Below are 21,779 nucleotides of genomic sequence, written 5' to 3'. Positions count from 1 at the left end.
ATAAGTTGTTGTTTATTATGGTTTTGATGTTTTTTTAGGAGTGGTTTTTATAAGATTTGACAGTCAGAACAATCTTCTGCAATCTAGCACCGAAATTTGAAAGCGGCGGTGTCAAGCGATTTAGTTTGAAACACCTCCAAAAAAATAAAAGGGAACCGGACAAGGAATTCCCTAATCTAAGAAAAGGCAGTGGATTAACTATGAAAAAGACTCTAGTAGCTCTTTCAATTCTTGCAGCAGCAACATCTGCTCAAGCAATCGAACTTTACAACCAAGATGGCGTGACTGTAGACATTCACGGTGACATCGAAGTAACTTACCAAAACTCTTTCTCAAACAGCTCTATGAGCCAACAAATCGAAGATGCTGACTTCGGTTTTGACGTTCGTTACGCTCTAAACGATGACCTATCTTTCGGTGGTTACTGGGCATTTGATGGTTCAGAAAGCAACAACGCAGAAGTTACTCGCAGCGGCGACGTATACGTAGCGCTTTACTCTAAGACTTACGGCTCTATCAAGTTCGGTCGTCTATGTACTGCTGTCGATGACCTAGGTGGCATCACAAACGATTACCAATTCGATGTAAACAAACTATACAACGCTGGTTCTGATGACGTAACGTGTGCTGACGAAGCTATCCGTTACGACTACGACAACGGTACGTTCTACACAACTCTTGGCTTTATCCAAGACAAGATCGGTCACAGCGACCTAATCGATAGCGTTACTGGCGGTCAAATTCAAACTGTTGAAGGCGATGACTTCAACTACTACGATGGTCGTTTCGGCTACCGTGTTGCTGACCTAGACCTATCTGCATTCTTTGCTTCTCTAAACTACAATGAAACTTCAAACGGTGACGAAAAAGCTTACGGTTTTGAAGCAGATTACTCTGGTTTTGAAAGCATTCGTCTAGGTATTGGTTACTACGCGACTAAGATGGATCACGCTGATGATGCAGATACAGACGTAGTAACTGTAGGTGCTGACTACTACCTAGGTAAGTGGACATTTGCAACTGCATACTCTCACTCTAGCCACGACGACTCTGATATGGACGTAAACAGCTGGTTTGTAAACGCTGGTTACAACCTAGCACCTAACACAACTGCATACGTTGAAGTTGCTGGTAACGATGGTGAGACTAACCTAGGTACTACTGCAAACCCTGACTTCCGTGATAACACTACTGGTGTTGCAATCGGTGTTAAAGCATCATTCTAATGATTGCTTAATAAGATATACTATAAAGCCACCTTCGGGTGGCTTTTTACATTACATTGTTGTTTAAGGGGAACTCCTTTGAAGATTAAAAGTTTATTTGCTGTGATGGCGGGTGTGTTGACTTTTCCGTTACAAGCAGCGGTCCTTTCTGCGCAAGATGGAGTTTCAATTCTCTATATTAACGGTCAAAAGGCAGAACATAAAATTGGTCAAAACCAAGTAGAGGATGGTTTTGTTCAAGCTATTGTGCGTTTTGATGACAAATTGGGTTCTGGCAACAGTGCTAAAGTTTACACATCGAAGCCTTTCCTTTTGAACTTTGATGCTAAAGGCAGCGATATCAAAATTCTTGCGCCAAAAGTATACAGTGAAACTGAAGCAGACATAGAGTTTGAAAAAGCCAACCCAGGCTGGAAAGTGTTGGTTGATGGTAAAGAAGTTAAGTTTGAGCAAGCGGTACTAAAAGGCAAAGGTGGCTTTATGCCATACGCGGGTATGGATAACCTAGTTGCTGAGCACAATAAACAGCGCGGTATTTACTTTAACAATGGTGAATTGGTTGATGCGCCAGTTGCGGTAGAAGTAGCAGCGGTAGCGACAGCGGGTTCTGTTGTAGCGAGCAGCAAGGGTGCTGAAGCTCCTAAAGTGATGCCAAAAAACGTTGAACAGCTTAAAGCTTGGTATTTAAAAGCAAGCAAAGAAGAGCGTAAAGAATTCCGTCGTTGGATGATTGACCAAGAGTAATCATCGAATGATCTGAAAAGGGTTGGCAGCGTGCCAACCCTTTTTGCGTTTAGTCGTTTTTATTTATAGCGGCTTGTCTCTATTGAAAGTACTCAGGTTTATTGAGTGCACTCTCAATAGCGGCGACCAGCTTTTCAATATGCTGAGCGTGACTGATGTACGGCGGCATCATATAGATAAGCTTACCAAACGGGCGAATCCACACTCCTTGGGCGACAAAGTGCGCCTGAATTTGTTCCATATTGACTGCTTTGTGCGTCTCGACTACACCAATACCGCCCAACCAGCGCACATCCGCCACCAATGGATGCTCTTGGATTTGTGGTAGTAAGCGAGCAAATTGTTGCTCGATCATTTGGGTTTGCACTTGCCACTCGTTGCGCTCTAGCAGTTCCATACTGGCAGTGGCAACCGCGCAGGCAAGAGGGTTACCCATAAAAGTCGGACCATGCATAAAGCATCCAGCTTGACCCCCGCAAACCTTATTGGCAACGTTACTGGTCGCTAAGGTCGCGGACAAGGTCATATAGCCACTGGTGAGCGCCTTACCCACGCATAGAATATCCGGTTCGATATCGGCATGTTCATAGGCGAACAATTTGCCTGTACGACCAAAACCAGTAGCAATTTCATCTAAGATCAACAGCACCTCAAATTGATCGCAAAGCTCACGTACCCCTTTCAGAAATTCAGGATGATAAATACGCATCCCACCGGCGCCTTGCACGATTGGTTCCAAAATCACGGCGGCGATCTCTTGGTGATGATCAGTTAACTTTTGTTTGAAATCATCCAGATCGCTGGGATCCCACACTTGCCAAAATCCGGTTTTCGGCGAGTTAGCAAAGATATGCTCAGGTAAAAAGCCTTTGTATAAAGAATGCATTGAATTATCAGGGTCAGTGACTGACATGGCAGCGAACGTGTCGCCATGATAGCCATCTCGCAGAGTCAGAAATTTAGCCCGCGCTTCCCCTTTCGCATGCCAATATTGCAGTGCCATTTTTAGGCTCACCTCTACCGCCACAGAGCCAGAATCCGCTAAAAATACGTGCTGTAGCGAGTCGCACGTCATACCCACGAGCTTTTTACACAAATTGATTGCGGGAGCATGGGTAAGCCCACCAAACATCACATGTGACACCGTATCAATTTGTTGATGAGCGGCTTGGTTTAAGTAGGGATGATTGTAGCCATGAATTGCTGACCACCACGATGACATTCCATCGATGAGTTCTTCACCGCTCTCAAGATAAATAGTTACACCGGCTGCTTTAGCCACTGGATAGCAAGGCAGAGGGTTAATGGTTGAAGTGTAAGGGTGCCAAATATGCTGGCGATCAAAATCTAGATCCATGATTACTCGCAAAGATTAAAATTTAACCAGTTGTAAATTTTCATTTTGTTTTGTTGTTGACAGCTTACTCTGTGGCGATAGACTGTCAACCATAAAACCGTCCCGATGTCTGATTGGTCGTGGATATAAAATCTATTTGTTGAGGTCATGCTTTTAATTGAGCCACTTGATTTAATGGCTCTGTATTTGGGCTGGCTTAGCAAAGAACATAATAAGGAAGAGATGTGGAAGTTCGTCATAACTGGACTCATGGTGAAGTTAAACAGCTAATGCAAAAGCCGTTCATGGACCTGCTTTTTGAAGCGCAGTTAGTGCATCGAAAATATCAGCAGCATAACCATGTGCAAGTGAGTACTTTGCTTTCAATCAAAACAGGGGCATGCCCAGAGGATTGTAAATATTGTCCGCAAAGCGCGCGCTATACCACGGACGTAGAGAAAGAGCGTTTGATGGAAGTCGAGCGTGTACTTGATGCGGCTACCAAGGCAAAAAATGCCGGTTCAACGCGTTTTTGTATGGGCGCTGCGTGGAAGAACCCGAAACAGCGCGATATGCCACATCTGACGCAAATGATAAAAGGCGTGAAGGATATGGGTCTTGAGACGTGTATGACGCTCGGTATGCTTACCCCAGATCAAGCTAAGCAACTCGCAGGTGCTGGCCTTGACTACTACAACCATAACCTCGATACCTCGCCAGAGTTTTACGGCAATATTATTACTACTCGTACCTACCAAGATCGTTTAGATACCTTATCTCATGTTCGTGATGCGGGAATGAAAATTTGTTCAGGCGGTATTATCGGTATGGGTGAGAGTGCCAGCGATCGTGCGGGTTTGCTGTGCGAATTGGCTAACTTACCAACACACCCTGAAAGTGTGCCGATTAACATGCTGGTGAAAGTAAAAGGCACTCCGCTAGAAAAAGTCGAGGATGTTGAGCCATTCGACTTTATTCGTCTAATCGCCATTGCACGTATCATGATGCCAATGTCTGCGGTTCGTTTATCTGCGGGTCGCGAAAATATGAATGAGCAGATGCAAACTCTGTGCTTTATGGCGGGTGCCAACTCGGTCTTTTATGGCTGTAAACTGTTGACCACACCGAATCCATCGGAAGATAAAGACATGCAGCTGTTTAATAAGCTCGGCATCAATAGCCAACAAGTCTCTCAGCGTCCGGATGAAATCGAAGAGAATGATCTATTAGATCGTGTTGTTGAGCGTGTTGCCGCTCGTCCAAGCAAAGACGACCTATTTTATGACGCAGGGGTTTAATCAGCGTATTGCTGACTGTTTAAAGCTGCGTAAGCAGCAAGGCTTGAATCGTCAAATTACGTCAGTGGAGTCGGGTAATGATCCAGTTCTGACTCATGAACAGGTTAAATACGGCAACTTTTCCAGTAACGACTATCTTGGGCTGGCGGCGGATAAAGAATTGGCAAAGGCTTGGCAACAGGGGATCGATCGCTATGGTAATGGCAGCGGTGCATCCCCATTGGTGACGGGTTTTAGTCACGCGCACCAATTGTTGGAAGAGAAACTTTGCCAATGGTTGGGTTATTCTCGTGCAATCCTGTTTAGTTCAGGGTTTTCTGCCAATCAAGCGATGCTGTTTAGTCTGCTCGAAAAGGGTGACTTACTGCTGCAAGACAAACTCAATCATGCATCATTGATGGAAGCGGGCATGCTATCACCCGCGACGATGAAGCGGTTTCAGCATAATAATGTGAGTAGCCTAACTAAGCTGCTGCAATCGAACACCTTAGTGGCCACTGAAGGGGTGTTCAGCATGGATGGTGATAAAGCGCCGTTGGCGCAAATTGCTCAAGTAATTGAGGGCAAAGCTTGGCTTGCTGTCGATGATGCTCATGGTATTGGCGTTTTGGGTCATCAAGGCAAGGGCAGTTGCGATGCTGCGGGGATTAAACCGCAATTATTAGTGGTTACCTTTGGCAAAGCGTTTGGTTTATCTGGTGCGGCAATCATGTGTGACCAAGCGACAGGTGATTATTTAACTCAGTTTGCTCGCCACCATGTCTACTCGACAGCAATGCCGCCTTCTCAAGCTCATGCTCTGTCTCATGCTGTCGATATGATTGCCACGCAGCAATGGCGCAGAGATAAGTTAAGTGAGCTTTATTATCACTATGATAAGGCATTGCAAAACATCGCTGGTTATCAATATACCGATACACCAATCAAACCGTTTATTGTTGGTGAATCAGAGAAAGCCGTTTTGCTGTCGCAGCAACTTAAGTCTCGAGGTCAATGGTTAACCGCGATACGTCCCCCTACAGTACCGCAAGGTAAAGCAAGATTGAGGATCACTTTGACGGCGAACCATTCGATACACCAAATCACTCATTTAGCTGATGCACTAAAAGCGTTAATAGAGGGTTAACTCTGATGAATAATGCGTTATATGTGAATTCGCAACAGATGAACTTTGCTAATAAACAAGCAATCGCTGATGCGTTTGGTAAAGCAGCGGGTAGTTATGATAAGCATGCTGCGTTTCAACGAGAAGTTGGTTCTCGTTTGCTTGATTTGTTACCCAAAGATCTTGGTGGTAAACAGGTATTGGATCTTGGCTGCGGCACGGGGTTCTTTAGTCAGCAACTGCGGGCAAGAGGGGCGCAGGTTGTTTGCTGCGACCTGTCGAGTGAAATGTTACAGCAAGCGCAAGCACGTTGTGGCCATCAAGGTATGGAATACCAACAAGGTGATGCAGAATCACTGCCGTTTACCTCGCATCAGTTTGATTATGTTTTCTCTAGTTTAGCGCTGCAGTGGTGTGACGATTTGTCGGTGCCGTTGGCAGAAATGCGCCGTGTTACTCGCCGAGGGGGGAGCGTTGTCTTCTCGACATTACTGGACGGTTCACTTAATGAGCTCAAGCAGGCTTGGGCAAAAGTTGACTCATATCAACACGTCAACGATTTTATAACTGCCAATCAGGTAAAAATTGCGTTAGCGCAAGCCCAGTGTAAAAACCATCACTTAGACTTGCCCACCATAATCGCTTGGTATTCATCTGCATTCTCGTTAATGCGTGATTTAAAAGGCATTGGCGCGAATCATGTTCAAGGTCGCTCTCATGGGTTGACGAGTCGGCAGTCGCTAAAACGTTTAGAACGTGAGTACCAAAATTTTCAACATAACCATCAGGGGCTTGTTCCCGCAACTTATCAGGTTTGTTTGGGGAAAATTAATCTATGATCGACGCATTTTTTATTGCTGGTACGGATACCGATGTAGGTAAAACAGTAGCTTCTAAAGCGATTTTGAACGCTTTAAAAGAGAGAGGCTTAAATACCATTGGTTATAAGCCGGTTGCCGCTGGCAGTGAAAAAACTGAACAAGGTATGCGTAATTCTGACGCTTTATATCTACAAGCGGCCGCTACGGTAGAAGTGGCATACGATGACGTTAACCCGTATGCGCTTGAGCTGCCAGCATCACCGCATATTGCAGCAAAGCGTGAAGACGTTGTCATTGATTACGATGTGTTAAGTGACAAACTGTCGCAGCACAAACAAAACTCAGACATCGTACTAGTAGAAGGTGCGGGTGGTTGGCGTGTGCCTGTTTCAGATACTGATTGTCTATCAAGCTGGGTACAGCGTGAAGATTTGCCAGTGGTTCTAGTGGTTGGTATTAAGCTAGGCTGTTTGAGCCACGCATTGCTGACACTTGATGCAATCAAAGCTGATGGATTAAAAGTCGCAGGTTGGGTTGCTAATCGCATTAACCCAGGCACAGAGCACTACGCTGAAATTATTGAGATGTTAGAGCAGAAGATCGACGCACCTAAAATTGGTGAAATCCCTTATGTTCCAAGTGTGAAACGTAAAGAACTGGCTAAGTACATCGATGTCACTCCTTTAGTGGGCTAATGACTTTCTGGACAAAGAAAAAGGGCTGCCATTAGGCAGCCCTTTCAGTTTCAATTCAGACTATTTGTCGCTGTTCAACCCCATTAAGGCCGATTGAGTTTCTGCGATTCTTTGTTGCATAGCGTGCTCTGACGAGATCCCTAACTGCTGCTTGGCTTCTTCTTCTGAAATACCGAGATGACAACATAACAAATCGATCGCCATTTGGTAATTACTTGCTTCAACCATGAGCTCTTCCTATCTAGACGTTGTTTCGTTCCTGATACTAAATCTAGCACTTTTTCACATCGTCTCAATTCGACCAAAGTCTAACGCGTTGGCACTATTTACCCAGTTAGAGTTTGGTAGACTAGGCGCAAATCCTAGTCAGGTTGAAAACAAGTGTATCAATTTGCTTCTATAACTTGAGTTTAGTGTGATTCGTCTATATCTATGTGCTAGCCTATGGCTTAGCGAGGTCTAGTTGACTAAAGGCTAGTACTTCCACATATAAAGGCGATGATTTTTGTAGTCAAGCCACGAAAAAGAGCTTCCTGTTTCGGAGAAAAGTAATGAAGCGAGTAATGTTATTCCTGGCAACAAACTTAGCTGTCGTTCTCGTGCTAAGCGTTGTTTTGAATATTGTTTATGCTGTCACTGGTATGCAGCCTGGTAGCCTATCAGGCTTGCTGGTCATGGCGGCTGTGTTTGGTTTTGGTGGTTCATTTATCTCTTTGATGATGTCAAAGGGTATGGCACTGCGCTCTGTGGGCGGTATGGTTATCGAAAGCCCTCGCAACGAGACAGAGCATTGGTTGCTTGAAACGGTTCGTCGTCAATCTCAGCAAGTAGGCATTGGTATGCCGACAGTTGCGATTTATGATTCAGCAGATATCAACGCGTTTGCAACGGGGGCAAAACGTGATGATTCGCTAGTAGCTGTATCAACAGGTCTGCTACACAACATGACTCGTGATGAAGCTGAAGCGGTGCTTGCACACGAAGTGAGTCACATTGCTAATGGTGACATGGTTACCATGACGCTAATGCAAGGTGTAGTGAACACCTTCGTAATCTTCTTATCGCGCTTTATCGCCAACATCGTATCGTCAAATAACAGTGACGAAGAGGGTGAAGGCGGCAGCAATATGATGGTTTATTTTGGCGTATCTATGGTGCTTGAACTGGTGTTTGGTTTCCTAGCGAGCTTTATCACGATGTGGTACAGCCGTCACCGTGAGTTTTATGCTGATGCAGGCGCAGCAAACCTTGTGGGTAAAGAAAAGATGATCGCGGCTCTTGAGCGCTTGAAGATGAGCCATGAGTCTCAACTTGAAGGTTCTATGATGGCGTTTGGTATTAACGGTAAACGTTCGATGACTGAACTACTGATGAGCCACCCACCACTTGATAAGCGTATCGCAGCTCTGCGTAGCGGTCTATAAGTGTGGCTTGCTAGCTAACGATTAGACACCAAAGTTAACACACTAAATTTGTTACAAAAGGCTTGGATTTTTATCCAAGCCTTTTTTGATCCAATCAGAAAAACATCCGTAAACTGAAATAAGTTATACAAAAATAAATTTGTACAACTTTTTGATATGTTCTAGAGTGAATGTGTTATACAAAAATAATTTGTGTACAATTATCGGAGTTTCTCATGGATGTAGCGACAGTCGGTTCTGTTTATCAACAGCTAAACAAATTTAATCTTCATCTGCTGAGCGATGTATATCATCCCGATGTGGTTTTTGAAGATGCTGCTCACCGTCTTGAAGGTTGGGTAGAACTTAAACGTTATTTCGATTCTCTTTATCGCAACGTCGATCGTTGCCAGTTTAATATTCAACACCATCAGCAACAGGGTGACAGCGGTTTTATCACTTGGACAATGGAACTCAAACATCCGAAACTGCAGAAAGGCGCGACCATATTTGTTAATGGCGTTAGCCACCTGTCGTTTGCTGAAGGTCGCGTCATCTACCATAGAGATTATTTTGATCTTGGTGAGATGCTCTACGAAAACCTGCCATTACTTGGTTCAATCGTAAAAACCATCAAGGCGAGGTTAGGAGAATGAGTACGGTGTTGATCACAGGGGCTACCTCAGGAATTGGTCACCAACTTGCACAAGATTACTTGGCAAACGGTGAGCAAGTTGTAGTGTGTGGTCGTAACCCCATTGCATTGAAGGGTTTTGAGCAGCACGGCGCTAACGTTGAGACCTTACAGTTTGACATCACAAACGCAGAAGCAACGGGGCAGGCGCTCGAGAGTATGCATTCACACCCCAACATCTGGATTTTTAACGCTGGTAATTGTGAATACATTGAAAGCGGCGAAATCGACAGCGCGTTGATGAAACGAGTATTCGAAGCCAATTTTTTAGGCTTGGTTAATTCACTGCAAGCAGCACAGCGCTTTTTCAAACCGGGAGACCAAGTCATCGTGATTGGTTCTATTTCCAGTGAATTGGCTTTGCCACGTGCTGAGGCATACGGCGCATCGAAAGCCGCGGTTAGTTATCTCGCGCGCACGCTGCAAATGACTCTCAAGTCTAAACAGATAGATGTCACAGTCGTTTATCCAGGATTTGTTAAAACGCCACTGACTGACAAAAACACCTTTGATATGCCGATGATTGTGACCGCCGAAGAGGCGTCGGTTGCCATTCGTCGTGGTATAGAGAAACGTCAGCCTTATATTTACTTTCCATCACGATTCACCTCCATTTTACGTTTAATTGGCTTACTGCCATATCGCTGGCAAAACGCATTAAGTTCCAAACTATTGAAAGGATAGTGATGCCAGTGCGGCAAACTTAATAACTGATAAAACCCAAGGGCAGAGGATCAACAACAATGAAAATCGCAATCGTCGGTACTGGTATATCAGGGTTAACGTGCGGCTATTACTTACACAAGCAGCATGACATTACGCTATTTGAAGCGAATGATTACATTGGTGGTCACACCGCAACTATTGATGTGGAACTTAAGGGTAAGAGTTACGCGGTTGACACCGGTTTTATTGTTTACAATGACAGAACCTATCCAAATTTCATTAGATTGATGAAGGAAGTGGGTGTACAAGGACTAGCCACAGAAATGAGTTTTTCTGTCTCTAACCAAGCTAATGGTTTGGAATACAACGGCCACACCATTTCCACTCTGTTTGCGCAAAAGCGCAATTGGCTTAACCCTAAATTCTACAAGTTTATCCTAGAGATCTTGCGCTTTAACAAACTCGTTAGAGAGCGAGCAGAAAAAGACCAACTGTCTGCCTGTGAAGATGATAAAACCTTAGGTGAATTTTTGACTGAGCATGGTTTCAGTGATTATTTTAGCGATAACTATATTTTGCCGATGGGCGCAGCGATTTGGTCTTCTACGTTAGCTGATATGCGTGCTTTTCCATTGGGGTTTTTCGCTCGATTCTTCCTAAACCATGGCTTGCTTGATGTGGTTAATCGCCCGCAATGGTATGTGATTAAAGGCGGTTCAAAGCAATATATCCCCGCTTTAACCCAAGGCTTTGTAGATCGAATTCAGCTCAACTCTCCGGTTGAGCGCGTGACAAGGGATTCTAGTGGTGTAAACATCACTGTGAATGGACAAACCCAGCGTTTCGATCAAGTCATTTTTGCCTGTCATAGCGATCAAGCACTGGCTTTGCTTGGTGATGCATCATTTGATGAGCAGAAAGTACTGGCCCCCTTAGCTTATCAGAGTAATGAGGTAGTTCTCCATACCGATAGCAGCCTGTTACCAAAGCGGCAAGCTGCATGGGCGGCTTGGAACTATCGCCTTAACGGCAGTGAGCGAGAACAGCTGGCACCTCCGACCCTGACTTACAACATGAACATCCTACAACATATCGACAGCCCAGAGACTTTCTGCGTCTCGTTAAACAGCGCCGATTTAATTGCTAAGGATAAGATTTTACGAACTTTCAACTATAGCCACCCCGTTTTTACAACAGAGACAATGGCTGCCCAACAGCAGCGTGAAATGATCAATGGTATACAAAACACTTGGTTCTGTGGTGCTTATTGGTACAACGGGTTCCATGAAGATGGCGTGCGCAGCGCAATTGATGTCGTGGCTGAGCTTAAAGCTAAGCCAAACAAAGTAGAAGTCAAGGGAGCGGCCTAGATGAATAGCTCGCTTCTCGTGGGGTCGGTGAGGCATCGACGTTTTTCACCAGTGAAACATTCACTGAATTACCCCTTGTTTATGCCATGTCTAGACTTGGATGAATTGGATACAGTATTCAAACAAGTTTGGGGGTTGGGTGACAAATGGTGGCATTGGGCACGTTTTCGTCGTGAAGACTACCTAGGTGTAGGAGACTTTAAAACAGCGGTGCTTAAAAAAGTCTTCGAATTGACCGGGGAGCAGTTTCACAACGGTCGCGTTGAGGCAGTCGTTCATCTACGTTACCTCGGGATCTATTTTAGTCCTGTTAATTTTTACTATGTTTATGACGATCAAAATCAGTGGCGTTATTTGTTAGCTGAGGTGAGCAATACTCCTTGGAACGAACGCCATTACTACGCTATTCCAGCCAGTGAAGATGGGCGTTTTGAACATCAAAAAGCATTTCATGTCTCGCCATTTAATCCAGTTGAGCAGCGTTACATGTGGTTGGTGAAGCCCTTAACCAAGCGTCTACACGTTCATCTTGAGTGTCATCGCGATAGCAAAGAGTTTGATGCGACACTTTCAATGCAGAAACAAACGCTTGGTGGCTTTTCATTGGCGAAAAAACTGATCGCTACCCCAGCGATGGCAGTAAAAGTGACCATAGGAATTTATTGGCATGCGCTAAAGTTATGGGTCAAAGGGGCACCGTTCTATTCACACCCTAAATATCAGCAAAGTTCTGACCAGAGCAGTAATAGCAGCAAAGGAGCATAGGAAGATGACAACTCAAACTCTAACCCTTCCAAAGCGACTGACATCGGTTGAGAAAACCGCTAGAAGTGTAGTATTCAGTTGTATACATAAGATCACTATCGGCACCCTAACTGTTGTCGAAGAATTCGAAGCAGGTAAGGTCGTGCATCGAGAGAATTTTGGTAGTGGCAATGACTCGCAGCCTGTCGCTGTGATCATCGTACGCAACCCTGCTTTTTATACTCGCCTGCTGAAAGGTGGCAGTATTGCAGCAGCAGAAGCCTATATGGATGGCTGGTGGGACAGCCCTGATCTTACTGCGTTAACTGAGATCATGGCGCGTAACTTAGCAATGTTGGATAACTTAGAGAGTCGTACCGGCTTTCTTACTGAGATTATCCATCGGGTGTCTCATTGGCTTAACCGAAATACGCTTGAAAATTCAGAAAAAAATATTCATGCCCATTACGATTTGAGTAATGATTTATACCAAACGTTTCTCGATCAAAACATGCTTTACTCGTCGGCAGTATTCAATAAAGGTACAGACTCTCTTGAACAGGCGCAAATCAATAAGATGGAGCGTTTGTGTCAGCAATTACAACTTAAACCAAGTGATCATGTGATTGAAATTGGCACAGGGTGGGGGGCGATGGCCATTTATATGGCACAAACCTATGGTTGTCGAGTCACTACTACTACGATCTCTGATGCTCAATACCTTTACGCCAAACAGCGTATAGAATCATTAGGCCTCGAAGATCGTGTTACTTTGGTCAAACAAGATTACCGAGTGTTGGAAGGACAATACGACAAGCTGGTTTCTATTGAAATGATCGAGGCGGTGGGTAAAGAGTACTTAACTTCGTACATTCAAAAGTGCCAATCACTACTTAAACCACAAGGTCTGATGGCGATTCAAGCTATCACCATCGCTGATCAACGCTACAAGAGTTACAGCAACAGTGTCGATTTTATTCAGAAGTATATTTTCCCCGGTGGATTCTTACCCTCGATTACTGCGTTAACGCAAACTACAACCAAAAGTAGTGATCTCGTGTTACGTGACTTATTCGATATTGGGGAAGATTACGCGGTCACTCTCAACCATTGGCATCAGCGTTTTAACGCTAATTTAGAGCGCGTAACCGAGCTTGGGTTTGATGAGCGCTTTATTCGCATGTGGAACTACTACTTCTGCTATTGCGAGGGTGGTTTTAAAGCAAAGACGATCAGTACTGTGCATATGACGTTTCAGAGACCTTAGGGTAATGATGTAGGTAATCTATGAGTCAATTAAAGCGCTTACTCATTATCTCGACATTGTTTCAAATGGTCTGGTTTGCAGCGGTGCTCGGCAAAGAATCATGGCAGTGGGCTGTCTTGTTAGGCGTAACTTGTTTGATTTTAGTCACGGCGAGGCGTGAAGAGTTTAATTGGCGTATTTGGCTTATTCTCACAATAATCGGGGTTGTTCTCGATAGCGTTAATATCAAATTTGGCTTAATTGCTTTTGAGAGTGCTTTTATTCCCATTTGGCTGGTGGCTCTTTGGGGGGGATTTTGTTGGTATGCACTCTTTCTTGGCAAAATAGTGAGCCATTACCCAACGTGGATCGTATCTATAGTAGGTGGTCTAGCCGGAGCGTTGAGCTATTTGGCGGGTTACAAACTTGGAGCAGTGTCACTTGGATTTTCATTGCCTGTGGCAATTGTGTTGTTTTTCATACAGTGGCTTGCTTTTGTTTTCTTCTGTATGAAAATGATAAATGTTGGGGCAAAACATCATGAGCATGGAAAAGATAACTTGGTATAAATTGATATTGCTGAGCGTCGCTGTTTTTTGTTCACCCTATTCTCTGGCCTCTCTATCGGCAGAAAATCAGAAGAATTCACAACAAACGGACAACTGGCAAAATTGGAATCAAGTTGGTGAAGCACAATTATCAATACTTTTTTTTGATATTTACCAATCAAAGTTAACTTCGCCGACGGGAATATATCAGCAGCAATCTTTAGATGTCACACCTCACCCATTGGCCTTGTCAATAAATTACCAAAGAAATATAACTCAAAAGCAGCTTTTAGATGCTACCTATGAGCAATGGGTAAAGCTTGGCTATACGGAAAGGGATGCTAAGGCCTGGATTACGCAATTATCTGCTATTTTTCCTAATATCAAATCGGGACAGACACTGACGTATATAACGAATGGTGAAACGGGGCAATTTGTTTATTCTCCCTTGCCCTCAAAAAGTCGCCATATTGGTACCATTTCTGATGAACGTCTGAACGATGCCTTTCTATCAATTTGGCTTTCACCAAAAACGGAATATGCTGATTTAAGGCGACAACTAATAGGGATGAAACGATGAAAGTGAAACTGTTGATCATGTGCTCAACATTATTGACTCTGTTTGGCTGTGGTACACAACTTGATGACTACAAACAAAGCAGTCCAAACTTCGCCCTATTTGACTATTTCCAAGGCGAGGTGGAAGCCTGGGGAATGGTACAAGATTTTTCTGGCAAGAAGACGCGCAGTTTCAAGGTCGATATTGTTGGGACAGTTGATGGCAACAAATTAACTTTGGTCGAAGATTTTGTTTACAGCGACGGGGTTGAAGAGCAGCGTATTTGGCATATTAAGCGGTTAGAAGATGGTTCTTATCAAGGCACAGCGCAAGATATTATTGGTATCGCGACTGGGGCAGAGCAGGGGAACGCGATGCGATGGCAATATGACTTCGAATTGCCTTACGATGGCTCAACATTAACTGTTACGATGGATGATTGGCTGTTTCGTCAAGATGATAAACACCTGTTTAACATCACTAAGGTGAAAAAATTTGGTGTGCAGGTCGCAACAGTGACGATTTTCTTTCAGAAGCAGTAATACCAATCAGCACAAGTCTTTGACCATTCTTGCTGATTAAAATCGCTGATAACGTCGTTACAGATTTTGTAATTAGAATAACTAGTTAGCGGCAATCTGTGCCTAATTCTAAGCGATTTTCCTTGCGCAATTAGCTGACCAGTTACTTATCTTGATTGGTATAACGGTGTTTTAAATAGAAACCTAGAAAAAAGCCTCCCAAGGGAGGCTTGATTAATTAAGTGTTTGTAAGCAATTACAGCTTGTCAGTTAGCTCGATAGCTTGACCGATGTAGTTCGCTGGCGTCATCTCTTTTAGACGCGCTTTTTCATGCTCAGGCAGTTCAAGGCCGTCGATAAAGTTGCGCATTGCTTCGCCGTCTACACGCTTACCACGAGTCAGCTCTTTTAGCTTCTCATATGGTTTTTCGATGCCGTAACGACGCATAACAGTTTGTACTGGTTCTGCAAGAACTTCCCAGTTCTTGTCGAGTTCAGCAAGTAGCGCTTCGCGGTTTACTTCTAGTTTGCTGATGCCTTTTAGCGTAGAAGTGTACGCGATGATAGCGTAGCCCACACCCACACCTAGGTTACGAAGAACTGTTGAATCTGTAAGGTCACGTTGCCAACGAGAGATAGGCAGTTTTTGTGCTAGGTGACCGAATACTGCATTCGCTAGACCTAGGTTGCCTTCTGAGTTTTCAAAGTCGATAGGGTTAACTTTGTGTGGCATCGTTGAAGAACCGATTTCGCCAGCAATGGTTTTTTGTTTGAAGTGGCCTAGAGCAATGTAGCCCCATACGTCACGGTCGAAGTCGATAAGGATAGTGTTGAAACGTGCTACTGCATCGAACAGCTCAGCGATGTAATCGTGTGGTTCGATTTGCGTAGTGTATGGGTTCCAAGTTACGCCTAGGGACTCTGTGATGAACTCTTCAGAAAACTTGTGCCAATCTAGCTCAGGGTAAGCTGAAAGGTGTGCGTTGTAGTTACCTACAGCACCGTTAATCTTAGCTAGGATCTCAACGTTTTCGATTTGCTTGAACTGACGTTCCATGCGGTACGCTACGTTCGCCATCTCTTTACCCATAGTCGATGGAGATGCTGGCTGGCCGTGTGTACGAGACAGTAGAGGAATGTCGCGGTATTCCACTGCAAGTGCTTTAATCGCATCAATTAGGTTGCGAATTTCTGGAAGAATAACCGTTTCACGCGCTTCTTTTAGCATTAGAGCGTGCGAGGTGTTGTTGATGTCTTCAGAAGTACATGCAAAGTGGAAGAATTCGTTAACCGCGTGAAGTTCAGGAACATCAGCTACTTTTTCTTTTAGGAAGTACTCAACCGCTTTTACGTCATGGTTAGTTGTACGCTCAATTTCTTTGATGCGCATTGCGTCTTCTTCAGAGAAGTTAGCAGCAAGATCGTCTAGGAATTGATTAGCTTCTGCGCTGAAAGCAGGCACTTCGGCGATTTCAGCAGTAGCAGCAAGCTTTTGTAGCCAGCGAATTTCAACGATAGTACGGTACTTTAGTAGGCCGTACTCACTGAAAATTTCGCGTAACGCAATAGTCTTGCTTCCGTAACGGCCGTCTACTGGTGAAACAGCAGTCAATGCTGACAGTTCCATGATGTTCTCCTGAATTGATTTCTAGAATTTGTGAGCTTTATACCAAGAAGTTTGGCGTTTGTCACTAAAGTTGCGCAAACGTTTGCGCCAAGGTTGTTTTACTCTGAAAAAATAAACACGCGGTAGGCCGCGTGTTTAAATTACATTCGAGCGAGTAGAATTTGTGCTTGCTCGACCATCTTTTTACGGCCGAAGATCAAATGTCGGCGTTTACCTCCGACTTGGCGCCAAAGTACAGAACAACGAATTCCTGAAAGCAACAAAGCGCGGACTTTGTGCTGATTACTGGTTTGCTGCAATACTGTTGGTGTGCCAGTGACTTGAATTCGTGGCCCAATCGGGCTTACGACATCAAGGTAAACGCTCGCGAGGTTGCTGAGCATTTGATCATCGGTTAAAGAAAAATGGTCAGCTTGGCGTTCTAACATTTGTAGGCGATCACCTAACTGTGCCATCGCATCGTTACGGCTGCTAAGCTTGCGCTCTAGTGCCATAAGACTAATGATGTAGCGAGTAATCTCACTACCAGTTGGTGTGCTATCAATGCCTTTCACCAAGCACTCTAAACCAAGCTTTAGGTCAGATTCACGACCAAACACATTGAGTGTACTGCTTGGGTTAGTATTCAGAATCGCTTTCAGTGAAGTTTCAAACGCGTCAGTGTCACAATAACCGTTCTTTGCTGCTTGCTGAACTAAAGCGACAGCTTGACAAATACCTGCAAAAGCAATGGTGCGGTCATAAAGAGTGTTAGCCACGTAGAGTTACTCCTGAATAATACGTCTGATTAAATTCGTTGTTCGATGATACCACCACCAAGACATACTTCACCTTGGTAGAAAACAGCCGATTGACCTGGAGTCACAGCAACTTGAGGTTCATCAAAAATTACTTTGATTGTGTTGTCATCCACAGGGATGATAGTACACGCAATATCAGTTTGACGGTAACGTGTTTTCACAGTGCATTGTAACGGTTCATTAATTGGTGTGCGATCAACCCAATGTAATTGTGATGCAATTAACCCATTAGATTTTAAAAGTGGGTGGTCAGCACCTTGTACTGCAATCAGTACATTACGCTTTAGGTCTTTTTCTGCTACGTACCATGGTTCTTCGTTACCACCGCCGCCTTTAGTGCCACCAATATGTAGGCCTTTACGTTGACCTAGTGTGTGGTACATCAAACCTTGGTGTTCGCCAATCACTTTACCTTCAGGGGTTTCAATTTTACCTGGCTGAGCAGGTAAGTAGCGGCCCAAGAAATCAGTAAATTTACGTTCGCCGATAAAACAGATACCGGTAGAGTCTTTTTTCTTCGCTGTGATTAGGTCTTGCTCTTCAGCAATACGACGAACTTCTGGCTTCTCTAATTCACCAACAGGGAATAGGCTACGCGCAACTTGTTCATGGCTAAGTGTATATAAGAAGTAGCTTTGGTCTTTGTTGCCGTCTTGGCCACGTAGCATTTGTGGCTTCTCGCCATTTGTCGGGAAAGAACGACGAACATAGTGACCCATCGCGATGTAGTCTGCATCAAGCACTTCATCAGCATACTCGAGGAATGCTTTGAATTTAATTTCTTTGTTACACAGAATATCAGGGTTTGGCGTACGGCCAGCTTTGTACTCTTCTAGGAAGTACTCGAATACGTTGTCCCAATATTCAGCAGCAAAGTTAATCTTGTGCATGTGAATGCCAAGCTTGTCACACACTGCCTGTGCATCGGCTAGATCTTGCGCCGCAGTACAGTATTCTTCGTTGTCATCTTCTTCCCAGTTCTTCATAAACAGGCCTTCTACTTGATAGCCTTGCTGCTTAAGAAGATACGCAGAAACCGATGAATCAACACCGCCAGACATACCAACGATGACTTTCTTTTGACTGTTGTCAGTACAGTTCTCAGACATTGCTTAACACCACAAAAATTAACTGGGGGCAGATTTTAACAGAAAGCGTTTCGCTGCGACAGATCCGAGATCGAAATCACACTTCGAAATGATACTCTTTTTGTCAATTTATCGGTTAAAACCTGCGTTATTAATAACGATAAGTCCTCTATATATGGCATAGTAGGCGAAAATCAAGCGCTGCTAGGCAAACAATCTTCGTCTAGCAGTTGAATTCGTATTTTATTAGGTAATATAAGCACCATGAGTGATGAGAACCAAGTTTTCCAAGAATCAGATTTAATTGAAGTGATTGAGAACCAATTGGCCGATGGTAATCCATTAAAAGTCAAAGAGACCTTGATGCGTTTAATGATGACAGGGACTAGCCGTGATGATGCAATTGCGATGATGGCATGTGCAGTATCAATTGAGATTTTTGATGTTATGAAAAACGAAGGTGAATTCAATTTGAAGCGCTATTCTGAGCACCTAGAACGTCTTCCTGACCTTAGTTTTATGGAAGGTGAATAGAGTAAACGTTTGCTATACTCGCAGTTATTGCAGCGTATTCGCTAGCGCAGTAGAATTCGCCTTCCTGTCTTTCCCTTAATCAGAACCTGTATTATGAAATTTCCCGGTCAACGTAAATCAAAGCACTACTTTCCAGTACATGCGCGTGATCCTTTGGTGAGCCAAGCGCAAACAAGTAAGAAAATGTCTCGTACCCATATTATTGGTATCGATCAAACATTGGTGGACATTGAAGCAAAGGTTGATTCGGAACTCATCGAAAAATATGGTCTGAGCAAAGGTCACTCATTGGTGATTGATGACCAAACGGCAGAAGCGTTATACAACGAGTTAAAAGAGACTTGCCTTATCACTAACGAATACGCTGGTGGTACAATTGGTAATACACTACATAACTACTCTGTATTAGCAGACGATAAATCAACACTACTAGGTGTAATGAGCCAAGACATAAAAATAGGTAGCTACGGTTATCGTTATTTGTGTAATACCTCTAGTCGTATGGACCTTAACTACCTACAAGGTGTTGAAGGTGCTATTGGTCGTTGTTTTGCGCTTATTACAGAAGATGGCGAACGTACTTTTGCAATTAGTGAAGGTCAAATGAACCAACTTCGCCCTGATAGTATTCCAGAGAAGATTTTTAAAAATGCTTCTGCGTTAGTACTGACTGCTTATTTAGTTCGTTGTAAGCCAGGTGATCCAATGCCTGAAGCAACAATGCGTGCAATTGAATATGCGAAGAAATATGATGTGCCAGTTGTATTAACTCTGGGTACTAAATTCGTTATTCAAGACGATCCTAAATTCTGGCAAGACTTCTTACGTGATCATGTAAGTGTTGTTGCGATGAACGAAGATGAAGCAGAAGCATTAACGGGTGAACACGATCCACTAGCGGCTTCAGATAAAGCTTTGGATTGGGTTGATTTGGTATTGTGTACGGCTGGCCCTGTTGGTTTATATATGGCGGGTTACAGTGAAGACGAAGCAAAACGTGAAACTACGTTGCCACTTCTTCCTGGCTGTATTGCTGAATTTAACCGTTATGAGTTTAGCCGCCCAGCAACGAAGTCGCTATGTGAAAATCCGATTAAAGTTTATTCGCATATTTCACCTTATATGGGTGGCCCTGAGAAAATTAAGAATACTAATGGTGCTGGCGACGCAGCTCTATCTGCGCTTTTGCATGATATGGCGGCAAATAAATACCATAAAGAAAACGTGCCAAACTCAAGTAAGCACGCTTACGCATTCTTAACTTATTCATCATTCTCTCAGGTATGTAAATACTCAAACCGCGCTAGTTACGAAGTGCTGGTTCAGCACTCACCTCGTTTGTCTCGTGGTTTGCCTGAGCGTGAAGACAGCTTAGAAGAAGCTTACTGGGAAAGATAAGCGAGATTATTAAAGCTCACCTTAGTGTGGGCTTTAATAAAAACCACGAATACAAAAAAGCTCCCTAGAAGGGAGCTTTTTCTATATCTGTATCTAGATAAATTAGATTAGGAAATCTTCTAGAGATTTGCCCGCATCTAATTGAGCTTGGATTGCTGAAGGTGTACGACCTTGACCTGTCCAAGTTTTTTCTTCACCTTCGTCTAGGTATTTGTATTTCGCCGGACGAGGAGCACGCTTAGATTTAGCTTTGGTTTTCGTCTCGCCAGCAAGTGCGCTGATAAGTGCACTAACATCAATACCATCTTTTGCGATTTGTTCTGCGATTGCTGCTAATTTAGCTTCTTGCTCAGCTTGTGCTGCGCGCTCTTCTTCTTCTACTTCTTTGCGCTCAGAAACGACTAGAGTTAATTTCTCTAGTGCTTCTTCTAATTGCTCAAGAGTAAGTTCGCGAGAAAAAGCACGAAGACTACGAATGTTTAAAAGAGTTTTTGTTAATTCCGACATAAAATCTCACCAATATATTGTAAGCGACAAAGTAATATTAATAGTGTATTCCTGATAATACAATTTAAATATTGTAAATTGTATGAAATAAATTTGTCGCGCTGATAAGATTTGAAAGTTTAAACTCAGTTCACATTCTGTTCTTTAATAAGAAGTAATATGAATAGAATCAAAATAGCCTATAAGTATAGTGCCTAGTTTCATAATCGCCACTTTAACTATTCAAATAATATCTATTCAAATTATTGTTAAAGACAAAGGGTGGCAGGTCGTAAATAGAACGGTGGTTTAGTTACCACCTTAAGACTAATTCCAAGTGATACGTTTAAGGTGCTGAGAAGAAGGTTAATGTGAGCAAAAATAAATCATGATGAACAATCAATAGTCATTGTATTTTTATAACGAGTAATTGGAGCTAACTTTTTATTCTAGAAAGTATTAAGAGTAAGCTGACCGATAACGCCTCAATCCCTAATCCGAGTTATTGGTTTTATGTGACAATATTACGGTGATTTTTTATAGCAATATCTGTTGTAAATGTGATTTTTATAAGTACAATGACCGTTACCTAATGCGTCACATTGGTTAAAGTTGTGTTAAAGAATGTTTAATTCAGCTTATTCTTTGGTTGTCGCGGTAGAGGAGCGGAATGAATCAGTAACGTTTGTTGGGGTGATGCCAATGAACAAGCGTGAAAGGTCTTATCCGCCGAAGTGAACTGGTATATCAAAACCACTCGCTGGGGTTGCGTTCGAATAGGGGCAACACTGCCATAGTCTATTATTTGTATAACTATGGAGCGCTACTGTAGGGTTGGGTGGAGTGTTCACTTCCCTGTCGCTATGTTCA

23 protein-coding genes and 1 riboswitch are annotated in these 21,779 nt (G+C 43.5%); of the genes, 17 read left to right on the top strand and 6 right to left on the bottom strand.

All coding sequences use genetic code 11. The features are described from left to right. Positions 1-200: 200 nt before the first annotated feature. Both IRQ95_RS02000 and IRQ95_RS01995 read left to right on the top strand, forming a co-directional pair. Complete coding sequence (locus tag IRQ95_RS02000) at positions 201-1,226, top strand: porin (protein ID WP_194435329.1); 1,026 nt, start codon at positions 201-203, stop codon at positions 1,224-1,226. A gap of 78 nt (positions 1,227-1,304) precedes the next feature. Continuing rightward, positions 1,305-1,970 carry a DUF2057 family protein gene (locus tag IRQ95_RS01995; protein ID WP_228481065.1) on the top strand — a complete coding sequence of 222 codons (666 nt, stop codon included), beginning with the start codon at positions 1,305-1,307 and terminating at the stop codon, positions 1,968-1,970. Positions 1,971-2,049: 79 nt separating this feature from the next. Here the strand turns inward: IRQ95_RS01995 and bioA are convergent, their stop codons facing one another. Next, positions 2,050-3,327, bottom strand: a complete 1,278-nt coding sequence (gene bioA / locus IRQ95_RS01990; protein WP_194435328.1) for an adenosylmethionine--8-amino-7-oxononanoate transaminase — start codon at positions 3,325-3,327, stop codon at positions 2,050-2,052. A gap of 224 nt (positions 3,328-3,551) precedes the next feature. Here bioA and bioB point away from each other — a divergent pair, with 224 nt between their 5' ends. From bioB to bioD, 4 genes are read left to right on the top strand one after another with little or no spacing between them, the layout of a single operon-like run. Further along, positions 3,552-4,604, top strand: coding sequence for a biotin synthase BioB (gene bioB / locus IRQ95_RS01985; protein ID WP_194435327.1), 1,053 nt, complete (start codon positions 3,552-3,554; stop codon positions 4,602-4,604). Continuing rightward, complete coding sequence (gene bioF, locus IRQ95_RS01980; RefSeq protein WP_194435326.1) at positions 4,588-5,730, top strand: 8-amino-7-oxononanoate synthase; 1,143 nt, start codon at positions 4,588-4,590, stop codon at positions 5,728-5,730. Before bioB ends, bioF begins: the two co-directional genes overlap by 17 nt. 5 nt (positions 5,731-5,735) lie before the next feature. After that, positions 5,736-6,548, top strand: a complete 813-nt coding sequence (gene bioC / locus IRQ95_RS01975) for a malonyl-ACP O-methyltransferase BioC (RefSeq protein ID WP_194435325.1) — start codon at positions 5,736-5,738, stop codon at positions 6,546-6,548. After that, positions 6,545-7,225, top strand: coding sequence for a dethiobiotin synthase (gene bioD / locus IRQ95_RS01970; protein ID WP_194435324.1), 681 nt, complete (start codon positions 6,545-6,547; stop codon positions 7,223-7,225). Before bioC ends, bioD begins: the two co-directional genes overlap by 4 nt. A 60-nt stretch (positions 7,226-7,285) precedes the next feature. Here bioD and IRQ95_RS01965 read toward each other — a convergent pair whose 3' ends face one another. Next, positions 7,286-7,453 (bottom strand): hypothetical protein, encoded by a 168-nt coding sequence (locus tag IRQ95_RS01965; RefSeq protein WP_194435323.1) that lies wholly within the window; start codon positions 7,451-7,453, stop codon positions 7,286-7,288. Positions 7,454-7,776: 323 nt separating this feature from the next. Here IRQ95_RS01965 and htpX point away from each other — a divergent pair, with 323 nt between their 5' ends. The 9 genes from htpX to IRQ95_RS01920 all read left to right on the top strand — a co-directional run bounded on the left by htpX (position 7,777) and on the right by IRQ95_RS01920 (position 14,997). After that, the gene (gene htpX / locus IRQ95_RS01960) at positions 7,777-8,649 is read left to right on the top strand and encodes a protease HtpX (RefSeq protein WP_194435322.1); all 873 of its coding nucleotides are present in this window, start codon (positions 7,777-7,779) and stop codon (positions 8,647-8,649) included. Positions 8,650-8,864: 215 nt separating this feature from the next. After that, positions 8,865-9,284 carry a nuclear transport factor 2 family protein gene (locus IRQ95_RS01955; protein ID WP_194435321.1) on the top strand — a complete coding sequence of 140 codons (420 nt, stop codon included), beginning with the start codon at positions 8,865-8,867 and terminating at the stop codon, positions 9,282-9,284. Beyond that, on the top strand, positions 9,281-10,006 hold the full coding sequence (locus IRQ95_RS01950; protein ID WP_194435320.1) for an SDR family NAD(P)-dependent oxidoreductase: 726 nt from the start codon (positions 9,281-9,283) through the stop codon (positions 10,004-10,006). Before IRQ95_RS01955 ends, IRQ95_RS01950 begins: the two co-directional genes overlap by 4 nt. 59 nt (positions 10,007-10,065) lie before the next feature. Beyond that, complete coding sequence (locus IRQ95_RS01945; RefSeq protein ID WP_194435319.1) at positions 10,066-11,358, top strand: NAD(P)/FAD-dependent oxidoreductase; 1,293 nt, start codon at positions 10,066-10,068, stop codon at positions 11,356-11,358. Next, positions 11,359-12,123: a DUF1365 domain-containing protein gene (locus IRQ95_RS01940; RefSeq protein ID WP_194435318.1), complete on the top strand. Its 765-nt coding sequence runs from the start codon at positions 11,359-11,361 to the stop codon at positions 12,121-12,123. A gap of 4 nt (positions 12,124-12,127) precedes the next feature. Further along, positions 12,128-13,369, top strand: coding sequence for an SAM-dependent methyltransferase (locus tag IRQ95_RS01935; RefSeq protein WP_194435317.1), 1,242 nt, complete (start codon positions 12,128-12,130; stop codon positions 13,367-13,369). A gap of 20 nt (positions 13,370-13,389) precedes the next feature. Further along, positions 13,390-13,917 (top strand): DUF2878 domain-containing protein, encoded by a 528-nt coding sequence (locus tag IRQ95_RS01930; protein WP_194435316.1) that lies wholly within the window; start codon positions 13,390-13,392, stop codon positions 13,915-13,917. Next, complete coding sequence (locus tag IRQ95_RS01925; protein ID WP_194435315.1) at positions 13,889-14,476, top strand: chalcone isomerase family protein; 588 nt, start codon at positions 13,889-13,891, stop codon at positions 14,474-14,476. Before IRQ95_RS01930 ends, IRQ95_RS01925 begins: the two co-directional genes overlap by 29 nt. Then, positions 14,473-14,997, top strand: a complete 525-nt coding sequence (locus IRQ95_RS01920; protein ID WP_194435314.1) for a DUF3833 domain-containing protein — start codon at positions 14,473-14,475, stop codon at positions 14,995-14,997. The genes IRQ95_RS01925 and IRQ95_RS01920 overlap by 4 nt, the downstream gene beginning before the upstream one ends. Before the next feature lie 235 nt (positions 14,998-15,232). Here the strand turns inward: IRQ95_RS01920 and purB are convergent, their stop codons facing one another. From purB to mnmA, 3 genes are all read right to left on the bottom strand, one after another. Beyond that, positions 15,233-16,603, bottom strand: a complete 1,371-nt coding sequence (gene purB / locus IRQ95_RS01915; RefSeq protein ID WP_194435313.1) for an adenylosuccinate lyase — start codon at positions 16,601-16,603, stop codon at positions 15,233-15,235. A 140-nt stretch (positions 16,604-16,743) separates the two neighbouring features. Further along, a complete protein-coding gene (hflD, locus tag IRQ95_RS01910; protein WP_194435312.1) occupies positions 16,744-17,361 on the bottom strand; it encodes a high frequency lysogenization protein HflD in 618 nt (205 codons plus the stop codon). 29 nt (positions 17,362-17,390) lie between these two features. Next, positions 17,391-18,512 carry a tRNA 2-thiouridine(34) synthase MnmA gene (gene mnmA, locus IRQ95_RS01905; RefSeq protein ID WP_194435311.1) on the bottom strand — a complete coding sequence of 374 codons (1,122 nt, stop codon included), beginning with the start codon at positions 18,510-18,512 and terminating at the stop codon, positions 17,391-17,393. A gap of 243 nt (positions 18,513-18,755) precedes the next feature. Here mnmA and IRQ95_RS01900 point away from each other — a divergent pair, with 243 nt between their 5' ends. Beyond that, positions 18,756-19,025 carry a hypothetical protein gene (locus IRQ95_RS01900; RefSeq protein WP_075649972.1) on the top strand — a complete coding sequence of 90 codons (270 nt, stop codon included), beginning with the start codon at positions 18,756-18,758 and terminating at the stop codon, positions 19,023-19,025. Between the two features lie 93 nt (positions 19,026-19,118). After that, a complete protein-coding gene (locus IRQ95_RS01895; RefSeq protein ID WP_194435310.1) occupies positions 19,119-20,423 on the top strand; it encodes an inosine/guanosine kinase in 1,305 nt (434 codons plus the stop codon). 102 nt (positions 20,424-20,525) lie between these two features. Here IRQ95_RS01895 and IRQ95_RS01890 read toward each other — a convergent pair whose 3' ends face one another. Further along, positions 20,526-20,930 (bottom strand): H-NS family histone-like protein, encoded by a 405-nt coding sequence (locus IRQ95_RS01890; RefSeq protein WP_194435309.1) that lies wholly within the window; start codon positions 20,928-20,930, stop codon positions 20,526-20,528. A gap of 629 nt (positions 20,931-21,559) precedes the next feature. Continuing rightward, a riboswitch (Lysine riboswitch) is annotated at positions 21,560-21,743 on the top strand. Positions 21,744-21,779 lie beyond the last annotated feature (36 nt).

The organism is Vibrio fluminensis, assembly GCF_015278125.1.
In the GTDB taxonomy this organism is placed as follows: domain Bacteria; phylum Pseudomonadota; class Gammaproteobacteria; order Enterobacterales; family Vibrionaceae; genus Vibrio; species Vibrio fluminensis.
Note: the sequence above shows the minus strand (reverse complement) of the source record. Positions and strands in the feature narration are given on the sequence as shown.

Bases quoted from the DNA above. Each gene is read 5' to 3' on its own strand.
- IRQ95_RS02000 (WP_194435329.1), top strand. From the start codon at position 201: ATGAAAAAGACTCTAGTAGCTCTTTCAATTCTTGCAGCAGCAACATCT.
- bioA (WP_194435328.1), bottom strand. From the start codon at position 3,327: ATGGATCTAGATTTTGATCGCCAGCATATTTGGCACCCTTACACTTCA.
- bioF (WP_194435326.1), top strand. From the start codon at position 4,588: ATGACGCAGGGGTTTAATCAGCGTATTGCTGACTGTTTAAAGCTGCGT.
- bioC (WP_194435325.1), top strand. From the start codon at position 5,736: ATGAATAATGCGTTATATGTGAATTCGCAACAGATGAACTTTGCTAAT.
- bioD (WP_194435324.1), top strand. From the start codon at position 6,545: ATGATCGACGCATTTTTTATTGCTGGTACGGATACCGATGTAGGTAAA.
- IRQ95_RS01965 (WP_194435323.1), bottom strand. From the start codon at position 7,453: ATGGTTGAAGCAAGTAATTACCAAATGGCGATCGATTTGTTATGTTGT.
- htpX (WP_194435322.1), top strand. From the start codon at position 7,777: ATGAAGCGAGTAATGTTATTCCTGGCAACAAACTTAGCTGTCGTTCTC.
- IRQ95_RS01955 (WP_194435321.1), top strand. From the start codon at position 8,865: ATGGATGTAGCGACAGTCGGTTCTGTTTATCAACAGCTAAACAAATTT.
- IRQ95_RS01950 (WP_194435320.1), top strand. From the start codon at position 9,281: ATGAGTACGGTGTTGATCACAGGGGCTACCTCAGGAATTGGTCACCAA.
- IRQ95_RS01945 (WP_194435319.1), top strand. From the start codon at position 10,066: ATGAAAATCGCAATCGTCGGTACTGGTATATCAGGGTTAACGTGCGGC.
- IRQ95_RS01940 (WP_194435318.1), top strand. From the start codon at position 11,359: ATGAATAGCTCGCTTCTCGTGGGGTCGGTGAGGCATCGACGTTTTTCA.
- IRQ95_RS01935 (WP_194435317.1), top strand. From the start codon at position 12,128: ATGACAACTCAAACTCTAACCCTTCCAAAGCGACTGACATCGGTTGAG.
- IRQ95_RS01930 (WP_194435316.1), top strand. From the start codon at position 13,390: ATGAGTCAATTAAAGCGCTTACTCATTATCTCGACATTGTTTCAAATG.
- IRQ95_RS01925 (WP_194435315.1), top strand. From the start codon at position 13,889: ATGAGCATGGAAAAGATAACTTGGTATAAATTGATATTGCTGAGCGTC.
- IRQ95_RS01920 (WP_194435314.1), top strand. From the start codon at position 14,473: ATGAAAGTGAAACTGTTGATCATGTGCTCAACATTATTGACTCTGTTT.
- purB (WP_194435313.1), bottom strand. From the start codon at position 16,603: ATGGAACTGTCAGCATTGACTGCTGTTTCACCAGTAGACGGCCGTTAC.
- mnmA (WP_194435311.1), bottom strand. From the start codon at position 18,512: ATGTCTGAGAACTGTACTGACAACAGTCAAAAGAAAGTCATCGTTGGT.
- IRQ95_RS01900 (WP_075649972.1), top strand. From the start codon at position 18,756: ATGAGTGATGAGAACCAAGTTTTCCAAGAATCAGATTTAATTGAAGTG.
- IRQ95_RS01895 (WP_194435310.1), top strand. From the start codon at position 19,119: ATGAAATTTCCCGGTCAACGTAAATCAAAGCACTACTTTCCAGTACAT.
- IRQ95_RS01890 (WP_194435309.1), bottom strand. From the start codon at position 20,930: ATGTCGGAATTAACAAAAACTCTTTTAAACATTCGTAGTCTTCGTGCT.